This is a genomic window from Gordonia sp. ABKF26 (genome assembly GCF_041103195.1).
GTDB lineage: Bacteria > Actinomycetota > Actinomycetes > Mycobacteriales > Mycobacteriaceae > Gordonia > Gordonia terrae.
In genome coordinates this window covers 3,928,685-3,946,469 of record NZ_JBGCVZ010000003.1, presented here as the reverse complement: position 1 = coordinate 3,946,469, position 17,785 = coordinate 3,928,685, and the positions used below count along the sequence as shown (strand labels likewise).

The window sequence follows — 17,785 nt, the reverse complement described above, 5'->3', positions numbered from 1 at the left end:
GGCGATCTCCTGTGAGATCGCGGGGTCAGCCGCATGGCACCGACGAGGCCTCGGCCCTGTCCGTTTGCGAACGGTTCAGGCAGCGGCGGGTTCGGGTCCGGCGCGCTGCTGATTGGCCCGCCGTTGACGTTCGGTTCGAATGCGAGCGGACGCGGCGGCGGCGAAGTCGGGATTGAGTTCGATGCCGAGCCAGTCACGCTTGAGGGTCTCGGCGGCGACGGCGGTCGTACCGGCGCCCATGAATGGGTCGAGCACGATGCCTGGTTCCGGTGGTGCCTCGCACTGGCACGTCGGGTGCAGGGCGCTTCTTACGGCGGTGGCTCCGAGACGCCGGATGACGTCGCGGCGCCACGGCAGTCGGCAGGTCTGACAGCGGGCTTCCGGGCAGCCGGCGGCGATGCAGCGTGCGGCGAGACGTTCTGGGAAGACGGCGTGATGCTTGCTGCCTCGGACGGAGCCGGGCGCGATGACCCAGACGTCGCCCGGGTTCTTGCCGAGAACGTGACCGACGCGGCCGTCCCGGCGCACGATGTCGAGGCCGACGGCGGTGTTGCTGTTGGGGCCGCGCCAGGCTTCGCGGGTCTTCCTCGCCGACTGTGCATCCGCGCTCGCGGCCGCGGCCGATCGGTGGGGTTGGCGGATGGCGTCGAGGTCGAAGAAGTACGTCGGGTGGCGAGCGAGGAGGTAGACGACTTCGTAGGTACAGGAGAGTCGGTCGCGGACACTGGAGGGCATCGGGTTGGGTTTGGCCCAGATGATCTTGTTGCGGATGATCCAGCCGTTTGCTTGCAGTGCGATGGCCAGCTTCTCCGGCGCCAGCAGCAGTGACTTCCGCTCAGCCCCGTCACGGGGGTGCGCGGAGTAGCTGTCGCCGAGGTTGAGCCAGACGGTGCCGGTGGGCACGAGGACCCGGGCGAGTTCGTCGAGCACCGCCACCAGACCCGTCACCCACTCGTCGACTGAGCTTTCGAGGCCGAGTTGCCCGGTGATGCCGTAGTCACGCAGGCGGAAGTACGGCGGGCTGGTGAGGACGGTGTCGATGGACGCATCCGGCAGGGATCGGAGCCGCGTGGTGGCATCGCCGATGAGGAGTTCGCGGCGCGGCAGCAGCGGTGACGGTGATGGCGATGCCGTCATAGGTCGCCTCCCTGCAGGATGAGCGCCGGCAGGTCACCGGGCGCCACGATGCGGAACAGGTCGCTCGGCAGGCGCGGGTCGCGGTCGATGGCTTCGGCGAGGGCTGATCGGCGGCGAGCGGCTCGTTCTGGTGTCGTGGCCGTCATGGACCAGATGACGAGGGGGAAGAAGCCGGTGCGTTCCTGTTCCTGGCCGCTGGCGCGGTAGTCGACGTACTGCTGGCATTTCTTGATGAGCGTCGGGATCGACTCCGTGCCGCGGTCGATCTCGATGAACCAGGCATCCTCGTATTCGGTGGTTTGGGTGACGAGGTACATGTCGGGACGGAGCGACTGCCCTGCCCCGCCGGGACCGGCGTAGCGGCGCGCAGCCGCGCCCTCGATGGCGAGTTCGGTGATCGTGACGTCCGGGTCGGTGTCGACGGCGGACTGCACGGCGACGCGGGCGTCCGCGATGGCCAGGCAGTGGTCGAGGAACCGCGTGGACGGATCAGGCGGCAACCGGTGCGCCGAAGTGTGGCCGCTGCGCATCGTGAGGATGCGCGCGCCCACGACGTCGACGTAGTGGGCCAGCGGACTACTCCCCGCCGTGATGCCACCGACGCGGCGATCGAGTTCGCCGAGCACCCGGAGCGAGCGCAACCGGGCGGCGGCGCGTCTGGCAGCGCGGGCGGCAGTCGCGTGCGAGGCGTGTCCTCGGAAGTGCAGGGCCTGGATCTGTTCGATCGTCAGGAACCGGTGCGCGGCCACGCTTTCGAGAATGGCGAGATCGCGATCGGACAGACGCTGGGCGATGGCGTCAACCTGCTTCTGATACGTCCGCTGACGGCCGGACGGGGTCTGGCGGATGGCGCGCGGGAGCGCGCCATCTTTCGGGCGGCGTGGCGGCCGTGATTGGCCTGGGACCGCCGATGACGGGGCGGCAGTCGGGTGCGCGATGGGGTGGTCGAGAGGGTGCCTCATGACGACGTTCCTCCTCGGCGGGAGCGGCGCGACGAGGCGTCGCCCTCGGCATCGTCGGCGCGGGTGTCGGCGTCGGGTCGCCCGTCATGGGTGCGGCGCGCACGGGTGCGCCGAGAGCCGGCGGCGGCGTCATCCTGGTCGTCTACGTGGTCGGGATTGGGGCCAGCAGCCGACGCGGTCTCGGGGTGGGATCGGCGGCGCCGGTTGCTCACCCGCTCAGTCGGTGGGTTAAGCAGTTCGGCGAAGCCCGCCTCAATGTCGCTCAGGGGTTGGCCGTAGCGAGACCGGGAGCGGGCGCGAATGTCTTCCGGGTCGGAGCAGCGCGGCGGTGGCGGCAACGTGCGGCCCGAGGCCCATGGTTGGACGGTGTTATCCCGGACCACCTGGGCGTAGATCTCGTACTTGCCGAGCGCGCTGAAGTCTTCTGGCGCGAGTAACGACTGCCCGGTGGCCATGGCGCGGGCGTCGGTGGCGCCGAGCTGGAAGACGATTCGCGAGCGGGCGTTGGCCTCGACGGCCGCCAGCATCGCGGGTGGCAGCTGGGTGCGGAACTGGTGCGCTAGGTGGAACCCGGCCCTCAGACTTCTGGCGGTGGCCAGCGCGTCAGCCAGGTCGGTGGGCAGGCGCAGATAGTCCTGCACCTCATCGATATAGATGCTCACCGGCGCGCGCTCGGTCTCGGGGATGGTGACGCGTTCGCGGATGGCTTGCCACAGCTCCCCGATGACGACGGCCGCCAGCAGTTGGACGTTCTCCGGCCCGAGTGTTCCGGCGTGCAGCGGCACCAGCAGGATCTTGTTGTCGGTGAGGACCTCGCGCACGTTGAAGCGGGGGCGGCGCTGGGAGAGGACCGCGCGCAGCGTTGGTGAGAGCAGCGGACGCACCTTGTTGGACAGCGGCCCGACGACGCGGGCGGCGGCGTCGGGGGAGAGGCTGTCGAACCAACTCCAGAACGGACCGGCGGCGAAAGGGTCGTCGCGCATGGCGTGCTGGGTCAGCGAGCGGCGCACCCCGGTGTTGGACAGCAGCAGCGGCAGCATGACCAGACTGGCGTCGTCGCGGCGCGCCAGGACCTCGAGGGCGTTGCGCAGGATGTCGGCCGAGCGCGGCCCCAGTCCGTCGCCGTGGAGCGCCCGGAACATCCCGTAGAGCGTGTCGGCTGTGACCTGCCAGCGCCGGCCCCGGCTGCCCGCCAGTGGATTGATGCCGACGGGTTCGGGATCGAGGGGGTCGAGCACGACGACGTCGTCGCGGCGCTCGGTCGGGATGCGGGCCAGGACGTCGGCGACCAAGTCCTTGGGCTCGATGACCACGACACCGCGTCCGGCAGCCATGTCCTGACAGATGAGCGAGAGCATGAGGGCGCTCTTGCCGACGCCGTTGGGACCAAGCATCCAGGTGTGGCGCATGGCATCGGTGATGCCGTAGCCGAGTTGTCCGCTCGCCCCCGGCGCCGTCGCCTCGGCGACGATCCGATCGCCGTCCTCAGCAAACCGAGCGGGACGGAGCGGTCGCGGATGCTGGGCGGGTTGTCCGGGCAGCGGCGGGTCGTGGGGCCCGGCGATGGGCCAGCCGAGGACGTGACTGACCTCGGCCACGTTCCAGGTCTGTGCCCTTCCCAGCCACCAGGCGGTCGTCTCCCCGCGGTTGAGCTTCTCCGCCTTGGCGGTGCCGATGGTGAGGCGCACGCCCGGGGCGTCGGCGGTGCCAAGGGCGCTGGCGACGCCGAGCAGCAAGGTGCGGCGACGCTCCGGGGTGGCGGCGGTGGCGCCGATCCGGACAGTGGCCGCGAAGGCGTGCTGCGCCAGCTTGGCGCCCAGAGCCGCTCGTTCCTCGTTCGAGGGTGTCCGGTCGATGCCGCGCACCAACTTGGCGGTGGTCGACTGCGTGGTGCTCGGCGGCGCGGGAGGCGCCGGTCGCGGCGTGCGGCGTTCGGCCAGGACGACCTGGAGGACCAGTTCCTCGCGCGGCGCCACGGCGGTCAGGGCCGTTAGGACCGAGCGCGCCGAGGCCGCCGGGTCGAAGGCCACCAGCGGACGCCGATCGGTCGAGAGTCGGATGGCCCGGGCCGTGTCGACGTCCTCGCGCTCGTCTGTCGGAAACGACGTCACGATGCTGCCGGTGGCGAGCTGCTCGATGGCGCGGCGGACGCCTGGAGCGTGGCGGGCCTGCGAGCCGATCACGTACTGCACGCCCGCGCTGTCGGCGCGCGCTTCCAGAATGAGGCGCGGGGCGTGCCGCTGCGCTGCGAAGTGCCGCAGGAGCGCCACGGCCGACGACTCCGGAAACGGCACCGGCCAGAACACTTCCTGCCAGACCAGCGTGTCAGGGCGAGCGGGACGCGTCTCAGTCATGCGACCCTCCGTCGTTCGGGCGGGGCTCGTCGCTGCCGTTCGGGTCGTCGAGCTGCGGCGGGGTCTTCGCCTGCGTGCCGCGCGCGGCGGCATCGGCAGCGGCAGCCCGCTCGGCCTCGGCCAGGGCCAAACTGATGACGGCCCGGCCAAGCTTGGCGATGTCCGGCTGGTCGCGGCGGATGCCCCGAACGCTGATCTGGCGGTGCCGAGCGCGTCCGCGTCGGCCGCCGCGCGGGGACTTGCCGGATGTTGAGTGGGGTGTTTTGGACATAGGGGTAGCCTCCTTTGAAATGAATTAGTTTGATTAATGGTGCGCAGATGCACCGCGCAATGTCCCTATTTAATGATGCTTTAATGCACCGGTCAATACCATAAGCTCATTGCACAACACCGAACGGAACCGACTGTCTCGGAGTCGAATTACTCCATTTTCACCAGCGATTTAGGCGCCAGCGATTGAATACAACGGCCGCAATCAAGAACGCGGCGACGACGCCGACAATGACGACCAACGGCACCCAAATCGCACGCATGATCTCGACGGCGAGGCTGAGCGCGATCGCCGCGGCGAGGACCAAGAAGCAGCCGCGGATGAATCGGCTGAACACGCCGGTCGACGCGCCGTCGCTCACGACGACTCCCTGGCGATCTCGCGCAGGATGCCCTGCTCGAAGCCGAACTGCTGGCACTCCAGCGCGAACCGCGCCTGATCCTCCGGGAAGCGACGCGCCAGCGCGTTGACTATGACCTGACCGAGCGTGTCGGCCTTGAGGAAGGCGTACTCCAGGGCGTCGGGGGAGAAGCCGTCGCGCTCTAGTTCGTCGAGGTGCCAGAGCGCCAGCGCGAACTCGTCCGGGAGCGAGAAGGTCAACTTGCGCTCAACGTGGGCCACGTCGTGGACGAACCGCCAGGCGTAGTTGGCCTCCGGCGAGATCAGGATGACGGCGTCGGAGTGCTGCGACGATACGGCGAGCGGGTGCCCCACGACGCTCGAAGCGAACACCGCCATACACAGGTCGGCGTAGATGGATGGGGCGTGGGCGCTCGGCGCCCATCTGAACCCCACGCGCTCCGCCGTTGCCTCGGCGCGTTCGTGGACCCAGGCGCTGAGCCGTGCCCGTGCGTCGTCGATCTCGCTGGTGAGGACGTAGTCGACTTGACGATCGGCGGCTGCAGCGGTCGCCTGTTCGGCGACGAGATCACGTCTGCCGGGCCAGCTGCCGTCCGGAGTCGTCTTCGGTGAGGTGGACACCTGCGGGGTCCTTCCGTGATCGTGATGTGGAATGGGTTCTGCGGCTCGACCCGGACTGGCTACGTCCGGGCGGCTGCTGTCCGGGGCTAGTCGACGAGGTTGCGCCATGACTGCCCCGCTGCCTCGTTCATGGCTCGCCGTGCGAGCCGAAACTCGTCTTCGACTTTCTGGTCGGCATCCCGAAGGGTCCGCTGCAACTGTTCGGCGCCGGATGTCGTGGCTGCCGGCCCGGTCGCCAGCAGACCGCTGAGAATGACGCACAGCAACCCGATCGCCAGGGCGACCGCAAAGATCGTCACGATTGCCCCTCCTGCGTTTCGAAGCGCCGGAGCCGGGCGCGGAGGATGCGGTCGTCTCCAGCAAGGGCATCCGCGAACTCACTCACCGCGCGGTGCGCCGCGGCCACGTGGCTAGCGAACTCACGTTCGACCTGTTCGCGGTCAGCGTCGGTCAAGACGTGCGCTGCCGGGTCGGGACAGCGCCGGCCCCGAAGGTGTAGGAACACAGCCGAGGCGCCGACGGCGACGCCGACGAGCCAACTGGACGTGCCGACCAAGAGCGCGGCGGTCACAGCGGGAACTCCGAACCGAAGTTGTGCTGGATGCGCTCGACCTTGGCGACGAACCCAACCTCGATGCGCGTGAGCACCGCGTCGAGCACCGGGTCGCCGTTGGCGAGCTGCTTGCGGTAGTTGTCGATGTCGACGGCCCGCTCCATGATCTTCCCTGTCAGGGCGGCTTCGGCGTCGACCCGAAGGCCCGTCAGGCGCGTCTCGCGCATCAACTGGGCGACTGCCTTCTTGTGGTTGCGCTCCTCACGCGACGGCACGATCGCCGACCCCGAGTTGCCCCACCGTTCCAGTTCACTCACCTGTTCGTTCCTCACCGTTCGTCGTGGTCAGCGGGTTGCCGACCGGTGAGACCAGACTGAGGGATGACCTAGCGGACTTCACTGACAGAAAACTGACACGATGAAGTAATGGCTGGCCCTACGACCGTCGACCCCATGCGAGCGGGACTGCGGGACGAGCTTCGCGCCGTGCGACGAGGCAATGGTCCGTACATCGAGCGACTGGCTCGACTCCCATGGCTGATCGACTGCCTTGGACAGGGCAGTGTGGAGCGCGCAGTTACTCGGCTCGAGGAACTCCGACAGCAGCACGGCATGAATCCCGAGGAACCGATCGGTGCGTTCTTCTGGCTCGCAGACCAGGGCTTGCTCGCGCACAGGCCGTCGCTGGAAGCCCGTCAGGTTGCCTACGAGACCCAGATCGGGTGGAACGCGAGGACTGTGCTGCGGCGAAGCGATGTCGGAATCGAGGTACTTGCGGGCCTAGCTCGAGATCTGACTGAGACGTCCCGTCCCGTCGGCATGTTCTGGCTCTTTCAGGGGTCAACGGCCACCGTCGTGCTGGACTTTTGGATGAACCGAGAGTCGTTCCGGAGCCCCGAGATTCTGGTCAACGACGACGTAGCCGACACCGCATTCGCGGTCGATGACTCCTCCGAGTCCGAGTGGGGCCACAGATGGCACAGCCGAGTCATCCTTGACGAACTTCCGATTTCGGTGAACGTTGAGCCCTATGAACTGTCGTTACGCGTTCGAGCAACGTGGGAGATGCCGATCTGGCCTGTTTGGCAGGTGACAGGGTGGACCGCTGATCCGCGATTCGCGGTCAGACTGCAGACGTTCCGACAGCGCGCTGCTGAGGCAGGTCTGATGCGCACCGGAGAAAATATTGACACAAATCCGCCAGCGTAAATGCCACGCACGCAAATACGTCGCCAATTAGGTCCCAACTCTGAGCAGTGCCATCGCCATCAAGACACCTTGTCAAGGTGTAATAGGATTGGGTCAGGTTTTGTTGAGCGAACGTGGGTCGTAGGTGCTGATCGTGAAAGGCACGCCCGGGGATCTGACGTCGCCAAAAATAACGCCTTTGACATTCCCAAGCGACATCGCACCCGGATCACGCATCGCAGCACTTGGGCCAGGTGGGGGGCATGTGCCGAGGTGGTCGGGGGTTGGTACACTACAGTGTCCGTATGCCTATAGTAAAGTGTCGGTGACTCGTGATTGGTCCAACCGTCGTGCGTTGGGAGTACTCCGCAGTTATGGACGCGCTCGACATGGCGTCGTCCTACTGCATGGATATCTTGTCGCTCCCTACCAGTGAGTCGCGTGCGGACGGTCTCGAAGAGGCGGCAAGTGCGGTCAACAGCGTTCTAACGTCGGCCCTCGATAATTTTGAGATGTCTGCCAACAGCAGCGGCACCGGCTCCAGATTCGGCTGGAGCGTGAACCCGATTTCCGGCAGGACGAATGTCTTGGCGGGATTGTACGACTGCGGAATCTCAATAGTTCGAACTAACAAGAATCAAGACACTGTCTTCGCTGCTATCTCGGTGCCAGTTATGGGCCGGATTTACGGATCTGACGGCACAATCATAATCAAGCGTACTCGCGATTCCTCAACCGGCCACATTGTGGAGCGCGTCTTCGAGGCGCGAAAGACGATTGAAGCTGCGGGCCCCGATGCCGACTCGCTTTCGACAGGGTGCTACGTATATGACGCGGTGCTCTATCTCGAGGGAAGAACCTCTGGATTGGCAAACAACGCCGAATCTCCAGTCGACCGCACTGCAGTCTCGTTTATATTAGATCAGTAAGCCATCGTCACCTTCGTATAAAGATAGAGTGCCGCTTTACCTTACTAGTAAGCTATACATTCTTGTGATATACTAAGACGAGTTTATGAACTGCTATCTTTTCGACATCGATGGAACAATCATAGCCTCGGCTGAGGGGCATAAGGACTCTTTCGCAGTCGCATTTAATCAGGTCGTCAATGTTGATGTCTCGATCCACGAGGTCGAATTTTCCGGGTGTACAGATTTCGAAATTATTCAGCGCTTGGCGACAAGCCACTCAATTGAACTCAGCCGGGATAACCTGGTGAAGATCGAGAATACAATGACGCGGTACTACGCAAGCGTGTCCCGAAATATCGAAATTGAACCGGTGCGTGGAACCGAGGAAACGCTACTAAGGCTTCGTGATGCTGGACACAGAATCGAACTATTGTCAGGCAATTTGCGCGAAATAGCACACGCCAAGCTAGAAAAGGCCGGCCTATGGCATCTGTTCGACTCAGGCACATTCGGCGATTACGCGCCGAACCGAAACGATCTAGTCAAGTCGGCCATAAGCGGCCGAGCAGATCGCAACTTTAACGAGCGATTCGTAGTAGGAGACACTCCGAAGGACGTTGTCGCAGCCGTAACGAACGGGCTGAGTGCTATCGCGGTCTTAACAGGGGGCTACGACGAGAAAACGCTGGTCGATTCTGGCGCTAGTGTAGTCCTTGACTCGGTCGCAGATCTTATAAGTCTCGATTTGCAACCCTCGAGTGCAGCTGCCATAGCTGCCTGACGGTAGCGATTCCAGGCACAAGCACCAATGAAATGTACCCAATATACCAGCCTGAGTCCTTAGACAGAAATAGTCCATAAATGGCAAGTCCTGTCAAGATAAGAAGGACTTGGCTATAGGTGAGCGTTCGCCAGAAATAGCCAGTGTTTATGCTGTTGTACTGTTTTACGTATACCGATTCGAGGTTCTGTGCCAGATCTTCGGCTTCTTCGAGTATCAACGCTAGATCGTGAACCGGTAGTGTGACAGCCTGACGGGCTGATGCTAGACGCAGTGCGGCGAGAGCCCAGCTAGTCTCCCACGAGTCGTGATACCAACTACCGTCGAGTCTTCGCCCGTCGTTGAACAAATCATCGATGCATGCTGCCACCCTGGCCGCATGTGCCGGATGAGTGCTCCCAGACAGTCCGATAAGTGCGGAGCAATACTCAACGAAGTTCGCTTTAGTGACGTCTACACTGCCAAGCCATGCGGCCAGCTCATCGCACTGTAGACGAAAGTCCGTACTGGCATCCAGGGCGATAGAAAGCGCAGACGACACTTGACCTAGGCAATAAGGCGTCGCCGGGTGAATTCTATGGATCTGTAGGAGAGAAACCCACAACGAGATATTCGAAGAATTTGGTTGAGTAGACGTCAGAGTAATTACGAGTTGCGCTGCGTGATGGGGCTTCAAATGGGGATCGGGCGTGATGAGTGCCAAGTAGTTCGTAGCTCGGTCAACCCACTCACGAACGGCGGAAATGCGCGACTCATGCAAGGCAATTACCGCCATTGCTGTGTCCCAGACTGTTTCCATACGTCCCGCTGGTGCGGATGACATTATGTGACTTGCCGCGCGTGAAAACTCGTCTGTTTCTACCCACGCCGGCCGCCACGTCCGGATTGTTTTCACTGCGATCGCAGAATAAGCCGGACTGTCATTGCCAAATCCCCCGGAAGAGAGTTGCGACGAGATTAGCCACTCTATCGACTGATGTATTCGTGGATCAGTGTGTTCGTCAACTGGAGACTCGACAGTATAGTCAGCTAGCTGGCGCCGCACATGATTCACCAGACTTCGGGCATCATCAGCCATGCGAAGTATCTTCGTTCGCTAGTCCCAGTGATCTAACCCACGCGTCAGAGCCGTCGGCGTACAAAGACTCGATATTCAAAGACTGAGCTGATTCGATGTTGGTTAGATCGTCGTCAACAAAGATCACCGATTCAACCGGAGCGTTCACAATCTCAAGTAGTTCCACGAAATACCTCTCATCCGGCTTTCGGTAACCCATTTCAGAGGAACACGCGATGTAGTCGATCTTACGAAACCACGCAAACTTTCGATTCCAGATATCAAGCCATGGGGCATAGTGGTTTGTTGCAAGAACCGTTCTACCGCCGGTGCTGGAGAAACTCCTGAGTGCACTGATGCCGAGGTTGATCTCGGTAAACCCGCCCAAGAACTGAGAACGAATATCTTCGGGTTTTAATCGAGTGATAAGCGAGAGTGCTCCCCAAACCTCATTCTCAGATAAGTGTCCGGTTTCGAATGGCGTCCGAAGTTCGGCAAGCCATCGATGCCTGGCCGCAGCTGCCAATTGCTCGTCGCCACGCGCGATGTTGCGCCAGAAGTTTCCACGGGTCGGATCGTGGAGCAACACGCCGCCGAGATCTATCGCTAAGATCGGATGTCTCACGCGGAGCAGGCCTCCTGCAAGTTGTGCCGGATTTCGCGAATCAACGCCAGTTTGACTTCTCGTAACGCAACAGATTCGCTCCGCGACTCTATCCAGTTGAGGGCGCTCTGGCAGTTCTTTACCATCTCTGATGGCGATGCCGAAAAAGCCAAACTGTGAACGAGATCGCCGCCATCCACGGCCCTGCTCTCGAATCGCCGAGACGGTTCGCGAAAGTTTGGTCTGCCGAGAGTTCTTTCCTCGACTAGGCATAGTAGCGACTCAACGACTCCGGTCATTCTGCATCGAGCGTTGAGGAACTCTCGTCGTCGGAGCTGAATGGCCACGTTCGACAAATGGTAGAGTGCACCGTCTAGCGTGTTCTCGATACTCGAGCTCGCAGAAGACGCTCTATCAAGCGTGTTGTTCCGAACCACATTATCGTGATCCTTCAAGATTCCGTCTACCGAGTAGAACAAGGTAGGCCACCGTCGGATATCATCTTCACGCGACCGATCGAGGACGCTAAAATCTACGCCGATTGCGTTGACAATGGAATGAAACTTGGTGAGGCCGTTCCAGTACACAACCTGGGGTTCTAAATCGCAAGCAGCGAGGAGCTGGATAACGTACTCTCGATCCCAATCATCTATGTTGCTAGTGAATATGAAGTAGTCCAAATCGGAAAATTGGTCACCATTTAGGATTGATTGTGAGCCAACAATAAGCGCGGACGATACTTCGGTCATGTTAAGAATCGAAGTTCGGATTCTGGCATCGATCTCGAGCCGACTGATGGGAGCAGTCACTTTGCATATCCTTTGGCCACGGCCGACTCGTATAGTTTTGATTTGACGGCTGAAAGCACTGCGATGGACGTGTCCTCTGAGGAGCGCGGGAAGTCGAGAAAAAACGGCCAGTCATCATCATGCCAGTACGCACCCCCAAATCTTACGGGTCCGCTATAGCGAGGGATGGCATGGAAATGGACCGAAGGATCATGCTGCATGGACGCGACGTAGTTGAAATGCGCCGGCCGGAAAGCATGGGAGACGACCGATTCGAAAGCCGATACTGCCCTTTGGAAGTCGCGCATCTCGGCGCGTTTGAGATCTGGTATTTTGGGCGCACTTCGCTTCAACAGAAGTGCGCAGCTTCCAATTGTGATTTGGCGTGGTCTAACTGCGACGATCCAGTGTCTGGTCTCGAGGAGCCTGGTCTCGTCTAGGCGGAACCGGTTCCAGTGCGAAAGATCGGTCAGCGTGGACTCCTGGTGTCGTCTAGCAGGGGATTGCAGGGATGCTACCTGACGATCATTGTCTATGACTGTCCTTCTCATGGACGATAGTTACAACCACCCTGCTCGCACGAGTGGAGCGAGCTACCAAAGCGTGCTTGTTCCGGCGCATGCAGTTGGACGCTCCTCGCACGTGGCAATGACGCAAACCGGGCGGCTCGCTCGTGATGCGTGCCTGGGTGTTCTTGTGTTCGATCGTCTGGCCGGGCAAGTGTTCTGGTTGGGCCTTCTGTCCATGCGGGCCCGGCAGGGCCAAGTCGGCGACCAGCTCCGCCTTACGGCTGCGAGGGGTATGGTTTCACGTCCCTGGTTCAACGTGTCGGGCTCAGTAGGCAGTAGATGTTGGGTTCATTATCATGGAGGCTTCCGTCATGCAGGCGATCCTGTGCGGAAATTCATCATGCGTGTACGTGAAACGGCGGGTGCCGTGGATCGGGACTCCAGTGCTGAGTCGGAGGGCCGTCACAGGCAATCAACAGGCACCGAAGTAGTCAAGTCCAGCCGGGTCTCATTCACTGTCGTGTCGTCGTGTACCGCATCGCTGGCGTACTAACCCATACGAAAACTACCCCGCTCCTTTGCATGACCCACCCGTCGTGCGAAACAACGACCGACCGCTCGGGCACTGTCGGCGGCATGTGCTCAATGTTGGTCTTGTGGCTGCTGACGAAGAAGTCAAGCACGTTGACGTAGTCGATGTTGGTGTCGCTGTAATCCAGCTCGATGTCGACATTGCGGGTTGGTTGTTCCATGTCGAGATGCAGCAGGTGTCCGTGCTGGAACAGCATGACTCGGTATGTGTAGGCGATCGTGACGGCTTGGCCAGCGTCGACGAGGTCTTTGCCGATGGCTGCGGTGAACATCTGTCCGCGTTTGCGGGTAGACCGCTTGATTGTGCGCTGTTCGCCGTTGACGCTGAACTGGGCCAGTTCGAACGCCTCGGTGGAGCCGGCGTCGATGGCGCCCTGTGGCCGGAAGAACCATGCCGACATGGCGCCGAGTTCGCTAACGAGTTCGCGGTAGTCCTCCCGATCGGAGACGACGGCGAATCGTCGGACGGCGTGTTTCGGAACCGTGGTGTACTCCCAGCGGATCGTGGCGATGTACGCCGGGATACGAGATTTGCTCGTGGCCGTATCCATCGAAAGGCGGACGGAGATCTTGGCGTCGTGCCAGCGCTCTTCCGCAGTGATGGCCTGGTCCCGGACGTCTTCGTAGACTTCCTCGGCAAACTCTGCGTCACCGAGACGCAGGGCAAGGCTGTTCGTGGTGATGCGGTCGAGCATGTCGGGTGTGGCGACGCGGGCGAGATCCTCGGCGTCGAAGGCGAATCCCTTGATGACTGATTCCCGGAAGGCTGACACGTTGGCCTTCAGGAGCCGGTCAAGCCGGGCGTCGTTTCGCTCGTCGTCACTCTTGCTGAGCAGGTGGTCGATGACGATGCCGAGCGCGGCGGCGATGAGAAGGGCATCACCAACGCCAAATACGAAGTTCGAGAGCTTGTCGTCGTCCAGGAACCACACGCTGGTAGCCATCAGCGCGAGCCCGGCGAAACTAAGACTGACGGCAATGAGTGCCAGCTTGATGGTGTGAATTCGTTCGAACGGGTCACGCATGAATATAGTTAGTATAGCAAACGAAAGCGTTGTGGCCCAGACTATTTCGCATCAAACGGTTGGTGGCCAGGGGTGCTGTGTAGAGACGAAGTCAGGCGATGCAACAGCCGTCGCCACGACACGGATGGAGTGGCAGTGGCCTTCCAGATCACATGCCGAAGGATGTCTGGATGGATCGACCTTTGAGCACGTCGTTGTGGTTAGGTGGCGCGACCACTCCACCTAGATACCGGTTGGTGTCCCCCGCGCGGCGATGGTCGACTGGATCGACACCAAGGGTGGGTACGCCTACGTCGAGGGTCCGTTTTCGCGAGCCGACGTTCATACCGTGCACCGGTCGGGCCGCGCCGCCGCGTATATCAAGACTGAGCCGAATCGGGACGGCACCGACAATCTGCTCGCTCTGGCAGTAGTAATATCAAGAACCCCTGGGCGTGTACACGACGCCCAGGGGTTCTTGACTGCTTGTGGTGACGCACGAGGCTCAGATCAAGCCACCGCCGCCACCGAGGAAACCGCCTCCGCCGCCCATAGCTCCACCTCCCCACCAGATAGGGTGTCCAATTCGCCGACCCCAGGCACCGCCCGGTCTCGGTCGGACCAATGTACCAGGATTCATAGACATGGGATTCAACGTCTCTGGATTGATGGTCATGGGACGTATGGGGTTGGTGGTGTGCCTGCCCCGTCCAAGTCGCCTGTCTCGCCGGCGACCCGTGAGTTCGGTCTTCGGGTGCTTGCGCGGCGAACCGAACTCGGGCTCAGTCAGGAGAAGGCCGCAGAGCGATGCGGGCTGCACTGGACTTACCTCGGTCAGGTGGAGCGCGGACGCCGCAATCTGACACTGCACAACATTCTGAAGATCGCCGCCGGACTCGACACTGTGCCCGGTGAGCTGGTCGACGGACTTGAGGTACCAACCGACTGAGCGCGAAGTGGTTCGAATCTCCTAGTTGGCGTGTGCGTAACCCAGACTGTCCTCCGGCTGGATGAAATTGCCGGATTCTGCGGCGAGGCTCGCCCGTCGGCTCTCTCGAGCGGCGGGATGTCCGTAATGTCTGGACGCCTGGGCGCGACGCCAACCCCAAGCGGACGAGTGCCTGTCGGTGGTGCCGCATACGGTTACATAGAACGAGAATTGAGGAGCGCGCGATGCAACGCAGTGTTCAGTACTGGCGGATCGTCGATGTCGATGGTGCTTCACTCTCGGGTCGATTCCCTGCGAGGCAGGTGACGCGAGTGCTCCGCGAGGCTCAGGAAGCGGGACTGGATCGTCATCTCGCGTGCCGAGATGGAATGGTGCTGATCGCTCACGCAGAGGAGCGAAACGAGCGACGTCCCATGGTCGTGCTAGACAAGGTGCGCCGAGAGAACCTGCCCAGCATCGGCGACCGCAGCGGTACACGGAAACCCATTGGGCTCGCCAGCGGCGAAGGTTTACTTGAACCGACCTACTGCATGTTCGGTGAGAACAACGTCGTCGCCATGCTGACGAGTGGGGACGGGCCGAGAGCGAAGCGGCTGTGCGACTACCTGTCGGCCAAGCTATCGATCGAAGTCGGCGTTGACCCTGTCTTGACGCAGGATCTGGATCAGGTGCTCGACGAGATGCGCTTTTCGTCGATCGAGGTGGCCATCCCCGCCGAGCGGATCGATCGTGACCTGGTCGGCGGCGATTGGGTCGAGACTCTCGCTGCGAGTCGCGCACTTGCGCAGAATGGGGGTGTGGTCCACGTCGGTATGGCCGTCGGTCGCAGAGGGAGTCGATCTTTCAAAGAGACGATCCGTCAACGCATCCGGGAACTCACGAGCCAGCTCCGCGGATCATCTGGGTTGTCTGAGATGCAATCGGCTCGCGTGACCGGCACAATCCGCGGGCAACAGCGGACGGTAGACCTTTTGGCCGATCGATTCGTTGAGAAGGTCGATGTCGATGCTGACCGACTGGCCGATCCCGCTGAATCGGTGGCGTATGCCCGTCAGGTGTTGGGCAAAGCCCTCCGCGACAGGAGCGACTACCTCAGCAGGGTCGTACCCATAGTCGATCAGACGCCGAGCGGCCACCGTGCGCAGTTTGTCGAAAACCAGGACGATGGCCAGCCCGCATAAGACGCCGCTCTTCCGCTTCGGCCCGGTGCGGAAACTGCAGCACTCATGGGTTCGTCACCGGTGGGCGGACCTGCTAGTCGCGCTTCTCATCATCGCCGCTTGGTTACTTGCCGGAAAACAGGAGTGGATTCCCCTGGGACTGGAGGATGTCGCGCCCCCGCAGCGTCTAGCCACCTACCAGGTGATTGCGACGATCGCCGGGACGATGGCTGGGTTCACGCTCACGAGCGTTTCCGTACTCGTCAACCTTCTGCGTACGCCGATGTCCACCATCGATCGGCTCCTGCCCGATAGCGATAAGGGGCGCGTCGGGAATGCTGTCATTGGAGTACTTCCCAGTCTCGCCTTGCTGTTTGCGAGCGCACTTGTGGGCATACTCGGGGACTCATCGACCTTCCGGGGCCATTGGTGGATTCAGGCGTTTGTCGGAACGGCGCTGCTGCTTTCGGTACTCGCACTGGCGCGAGTCATATGGGTGCTGCGGCGCCTGCTGGATACATCGACGATGTCGTAGCGACAATCCGCCGTCGAGCGAACCTCACCACCAGCGGCGACCGCGAACCTTGACCTCGCGGACCTGCACCTCGTCGGGACGAAGTGGTCGGTCGACCTGCGGACGTACTCGGGCGGGGGTGATTCGCTCCAGTTCGTGCTCACGCCGAAGGATGTCCGCGAGGGCCGATTGGGTGTCAGGGAGTGCCTCGATAGCTCGAACCAGCAGGAGGTCGAGCCGGCGCGCTTCGTCCTCAGCCGCGCGCCGGCGTTCGTCAGCGGTGACCGATCGGAACCCGCACCACTGACGGAGAAGCTCCAGGCGCGGGCGCGTCGACTCCAAATACACCTGCCACTCGAACTGCGGGTCCGATCGATCTCGTCCGTGGATCTTGCTGCCACCCCAGGAGCGCCCGTGGCGGCACTTCTCTCGCGCGTCTGCCTCTTCTGCGATCACCAGGTCGAGCACGGGTTGGGGATCGCGACGGCACATCAGCTCAGCTGCGATCAGCGCTCCCTCTGGCGACAGAGTCAGATCGCCCTCGATCATGCAGGAGAAGCACTGGCGTGCAACGTCATCAACGGGAACGCCGATCAGGTCGGCGAAGCTGGCCTCGTCATGAACGGTAACCGCGCACCGGACCGGTCGATACTCTAATGTGGCGACGCTTTCGGGAACGAGTGTCTCGAACACGTCATCGAGGGCGTATTGCTCGACGTCGTGAAGGTCGAAGTCGCCGAGCCGTTCCCAGTTGCTCATCCGCATGTCGAACGCCTCGACGTTCTCCCAGGCGGTGCGTAATCGAGCGACGGGCACCGTCTCTGTCCGGCTATCTTCGACAAACCGGATCTCGCAGCGCTGCTTACGGCCGTCAGTCGTGATCGCGAGAACCTCGACCTCCTGCGAGGCTGCCCGGTCGTTCTTGCGGTAGACCCAATGTTCACCGGGGCTCGGTGCGATCGACATTCCCGGAGGGTAGCGATGGCCGATAGCGCGATCTGTCGGCCGTTCGGGTGAATTTCGTTAGTGAGATTCGGGCCGGGACGATGGAACTGTGACGGATACAGCGGCGTTGGGTCGACTGATTGCCAGATGTCATGGGACGCAGCAGCCCAGAGGGAAGCGAGTGTGAGTCTGATCTGGTGTGTCCTCAGAAGATCCCAGTTTCAGCTATGCGAGGACGTGTGGTGCTGTACACCCAGTGGCATGAAGATCACAGCCGACCTCAGTGACGTGCGAATCGAACTCAAGAATAACGGGATCACGCTCCACATAGCGGACAACAGCGGTAAACACGTTGGGAACCTCCGTATCGGACAGGCCACGGGCGAATGGATGAACGGCAAGACCCGCCCAGGCAACGGCGTGCAGTTTAAGATCTCGGAGCTCGTTGAGCTGCTTAACAACTGGGAGTGACGACGACGGCCTGCCCTCGATTTTGTGAGAGGACAGGCCGGCGGCGGGCATTTCGA

Annotated in this window: 19 protein-coding genes; 7 read left to right on the top strand and 12 right to left on the bottom strand. The window is 61.9% G+C overall.

The genetic code is table 11. From position 1 onward, the window contains the following. Nucleotides 1-75: 75 nt before the first annotated feature. The 9 genes from AB4Z55_RS18255 to AB4Z55_RS18215 form a co-directional block, all read right to left on the bottom strand. The gene (locus AB4Z55_RS18255; protein WP_369520246.1) at nt 76-1,137 is read right to left on the bottom strand and encodes a site-specific DNA-methyltransferase; all 1,062 of its coding nucleotides are present in this window, start codon (nt 1,135-1,137) and stop codon (nt 76-78) included. After that, nucleotides 1,134-2,099 carry a replication-relaxation family protein gene (locus tag AB4Z55_RS18250; protein ID WP_369520245.1) on the bottom strand — a complete coding sequence of 322 codons (966 nt, stop codon included), beginning with the start codon at nt 2,097-2,099 and terminating at the stop codon, nt 1,134-1,136. The genes AB4Z55_RS18255 and AB4Z55_RS18250 overlap by 4 nt, the downstream gene beginning before the upstream one ends. Further along, entirely contained in the window at nt 2,096-4,453 is a 2,358-nt protein-coding gene (locus AB4Z55_RS18245) for a type IV secretory system conjugative DNA transfer family protein (RefSeq protein WP_369520244.1), read from the bottom strand. The genes AB4Z55_RS18250 and AB4Z55_RS18245 overlap by 4 nt, the downstream gene beginning before the upstream one ends. Then, entirely contained in the window at nt 4,446-4,724 is a 279-nt protein-coding gene (locus AB4Z55_RS18240) for a hypothetical protein (protein WP_369520243.1), read from the bottom strand. The genes AB4Z55_RS18245 and AB4Z55_RS18240 overlap by 8 nt, the downstream gene beginning before the upstream one ends. Nucleotides 4,725-4,884: 160 nt before the next feature. After that, nucleotides 4,885-5,085 (bottom strand): hypothetical protein, encoded by a 201-nt coding sequence (locus AB4Z55_RS18235; protein WP_369520242.1) that lies wholly within the window; start codon nt 5,083-5,085, stop codon nt 4,885-4,887. Then, nucleotides 5,082-5,705, bottom strand: a complete 624-nt coding sequence (locus AB4Z55_RS18230; RefSeq protein WP_369520241.1) for a hypothetical protein — start codon at nt 5,703-5,705, stop codon at nt 5,082-5,084. The genes AB4Z55_RS18235 and AB4Z55_RS18230 overlap by 4 nt, the downstream gene beginning before the upstream one ends. A gap of 86 nt (nt 5,706-5,791) precedes the next feature. Further along, nucleotides 5,792-6,004 carry a hypothetical protein gene (locus tag AB4Z55_RS18225; RefSeq protein ID WP_369520240.1) on the bottom strand — a complete coding sequence of 71 codons (213 nt, stop codon included), beginning with the start codon at nt 6,002-6,004 and terminating at the stop codon, nt 5,792-5,794. After that, complete coding sequence (locus tag AB4Z55_RS18220) at nt 6,001-6,276, bottom strand: hypothetical protein (RefSeq protein ID WP_369520239.1); 276 nt, start codon at nt 6,274-6,276, stop codon at nt 6,001-6,003. The genes AB4Z55_RS18225 and AB4Z55_RS18220 overlap by 4 nt, the downstream gene beginning before the upstream one ends. After that, the gene (locus AB4Z55_RS18215; protein ID WP_369520238.1) at nt 6,273-6,575 is read right to left on the bottom strand and encodes a hypothetical protein; all 303 of its coding nucleotides are present in this window, start codon (nt 6,573-6,575) and stop codon (nt 6,273-6,275) included. The genes AB4Z55_RS18220 and AB4Z55_RS18215 overlap by 4 nt, the downstream gene beginning before the upstream one ends. Nucleotides 6,576-6,869: 294 nt before the next feature. Here AB4Z55_RS18215 and AB4Z55_RS18210 point away from each other — a divergent pair, with 294 nt between their 5' ends. The 3 genes from AB4Z55_RS18210 to AB4Z55_RS18200 all read left to right on the top strand — a co-directional run bounded on the left by AB4Z55_RS18210 (nt 6,870) and on the right by AB4Z55_RS18200 (nt 9,137). Beyond that, nucleotides 6,870-7,466, top strand: a complete 597-nt coding sequence (locus tag AB4Z55_RS18210; protein WP_369520237.1) for a hypothetical protein — start codon at nt 6,870-6,872, stop codon at nt 7,464-7,466. 353 nt (nt 7,467-7,819) lie between these two features. Continuing rightward, on the top strand, nt 7,820-8,374 hold the full coding sequence (locus AB4Z55_RS18205) for a hypothetical protein (protein WP_369520236.1): 555 nt from the start codon (nt 7,820-7,822) through the stop codon (nt 8,372-8,374). A gap of 85 nt (nt 8,375-8,459) precedes the next feature. Continuing rightward, nucleotides 8,460-9,137: an HAD family hydrolase gene (locus AB4Z55_RS18200; RefSeq protein ID WP_369520235.1), complete on the top strand. Its 678-nt coding sequence runs from the start codon at nt 8,460-8,462 to the stop codon at nt 9,135-9,137. 1,070 nt (nt 9,138-10,207) lie between these two features. Here the strand turns inward: AB4Z55_RS18200 and AB4Z55_RS18195 are convergent. Beyond that, a complete protein-coding gene (locus tag AB4Z55_RS18195; protein WP_369520234.1) occupies nt 10,208-10,819 on the bottom strand; it encodes an HAD family hydrolase in 612 nt (203 codons plus the stop codon). A gap of 1,788 nt (nt 10,820-12,607) precedes the next feature. Next, nucleotides 12,608-13,711: a hypothetical protein gene (locus tag AB4Z55_RS18190; RefSeq protein WP_369520233.1), complete on the bottom strand. Its 1,104-nt coding sequence runs from the start codon at nt 13,709-13,711 to the stop codon at nt 12,608-12,610. A 676-nt stretch (nt 13,712-14,387) separates the two neighbouring features. On the opposite strand from AB4Z55_RS18190, the gene AB4Z55_RS18185 reads away from it, so the two are divergent. From AB4Z55_RS18185 to AB4Z55_RS18175, 3 genes are all read left to right on the top strand, one after another. Beyond that, nucleotides 14,388-14,639 (top strand): helix-turn-helix domain-containing protein, encoded by a 252-nt coding sequence (locus AB4Z55_RS18185; RefSeq protein WP_369520232.1) that lies wholly within the window; start codon nt 14,388-14,390, stop codon nt 14,637-14,639. A gap of 224 nt (nt 14,640-14,863) precedes the next feature. After that, nucleotides 14,864-15,820 (top strand): oxidoreductase, encoded by a 957-nt coding sequence (locus tag AB4Z55_RS18180; protein ID WP_369520231.1) that lies wholly within the window; start codon nt 14,864-14,866, stop codon nt 15,818-15,820. Continuing rightward, the gene (locus tag AB4Z55_RS18175; protein ID WP_369520230.1) at nt 15,804-16,334 is read left to right on the top strand and encodes a hypothetical protein; all 531 of its coding nucleotides are present in this window, start codon (nt 15,804-15,806) and stop codon (nt 16,332-16,334) included. Before AB4Z55_RS18180 ends, AB4Z55_RS18175 begins: the two co-directional genes overlap by 17 nt. 24 nt (nt 16,335-16,358) lie before the next feature. Here AB4Z55_RS18175 and AB4Z55_RS18170 read toward each other — a convergent pair whose 3' ends face one another. Further along, nucleotides 16,359-17,279: a hypothetical protein gene (locus AB4Z55_RS18170; protein ID WP_369520229.1), complete on the bottom strand. Its 921-nt coding sequence runs from the start codon at nt 17,277-17,279 to the stop codon at nt 16,359-16,361. 240 nt (nt 17,280-17,519) lie between these two features. Between AB4Z55_RS18170 and AB4Z55_RS18165 the strand changes: the two genes are divergently transcribed. Further along, nucleotides 17,520-17,729, top strand: a complete 210-nt coding sequence (locus AB4Z55_RS18165; protein ID WP_369520228.1) for a hypothetical protein — start codon at nt 17,520-17,522, stop codon at nt 17,727-17,729. Nucleotides 17,730-17,785: the final 56 nt, after the last annotated feature.

Excerpts from the sequence above, each read along its gene's own strand:
- AB4Z55_RS18245 (WP_369520244.1), bottom strand. The coding sequence starts at position 4,453 with ATGACTGAGACGCGTCCCGCTCGCCCTGACACGCTGGTCTGGCAGGAA.
- AB4Z55_RS18210 (WP_369520237.1), top strand. The coding sequence starts at position 6,870 with ATGAATCCCGAGGAACCGATCGGTGCGTTCTTCTGGCTCGCAGACCAG.
- AB4Z55_RS18180 (WP_369520231.1), top strand. The coding sequence starts at position 14,864 with ATGCAACGCAGTGTTCAGTACTGGCGGATCGTCGATGTCGATGGTGCT.
- AB4Z55_RS18170 (WP_369520229.1), bottom strand. The coding sequence starts at position 17,279 with ATGTCGATCGCACCGAGCCCCGGTGAACATTGGGTCTACCGCAAGAAC.
- AB4Z55_RS18175 (WP_369520230.1), top strand. The coding sequence starts at position 15,804 with ATGGCCAGCCCGCATAAGACGCCGCTCTTCCGCTTCGGCCCGGTGCGG.
- AB4Z55_RS18255 (WP_369520246.1), bottom strand. The coding sequence starts at position 1,137 with ATGACGGCATCGCCATCACCGTCACCGCTGCTGCCGCGCCGCGAACTC.
- AB4Z55_RS18240 (WP_369520243.1), bottom strand. The coding sequence starts at position 4,724 with ATGTCCAAAACACCCCACTCAACATCCGGCAAGTCCCCGCGCGGCGGC.
- AB4Z55_RS18205 (WP_369520236.1), top strand. The coding sequence starts at position 7,820 with ATGGACGCGCTCGACATGGCGTCGTCCTACTGCATGGATATCTTGTCG.
- AB4Z55_RS18250 (WP_369520245.1), bottom strand. The coding sequence starts at position 2,099 with ATGAGGCACCCTCTCGACCACCCCATCGCGCACCCGACTGCCGCCCCG.
- AB4Z55_RS18200 (WP_369520235.1), top strand. The coding sequence starts at position 8,460 with ATGAACTGCTATCTTTTCGACATCGATGGAACAATCATAGCCTCGGCT.
- AB4Z55_RS18190 (WP_369520233.1), bottom strand. The coding sequence starts at position 13,711 with ATGCGTGACCCGTTCGAACGAATTCACACCATCAAGCTGGCACTCATT.
- AB4Z55_RS18165 (WP_369520228.1), top strand. The coding sequence starts at position 17,520 with ATGAAGATCACAGCCGACCTCAGTGACGTGCGAATCGAACTCAAGAAT.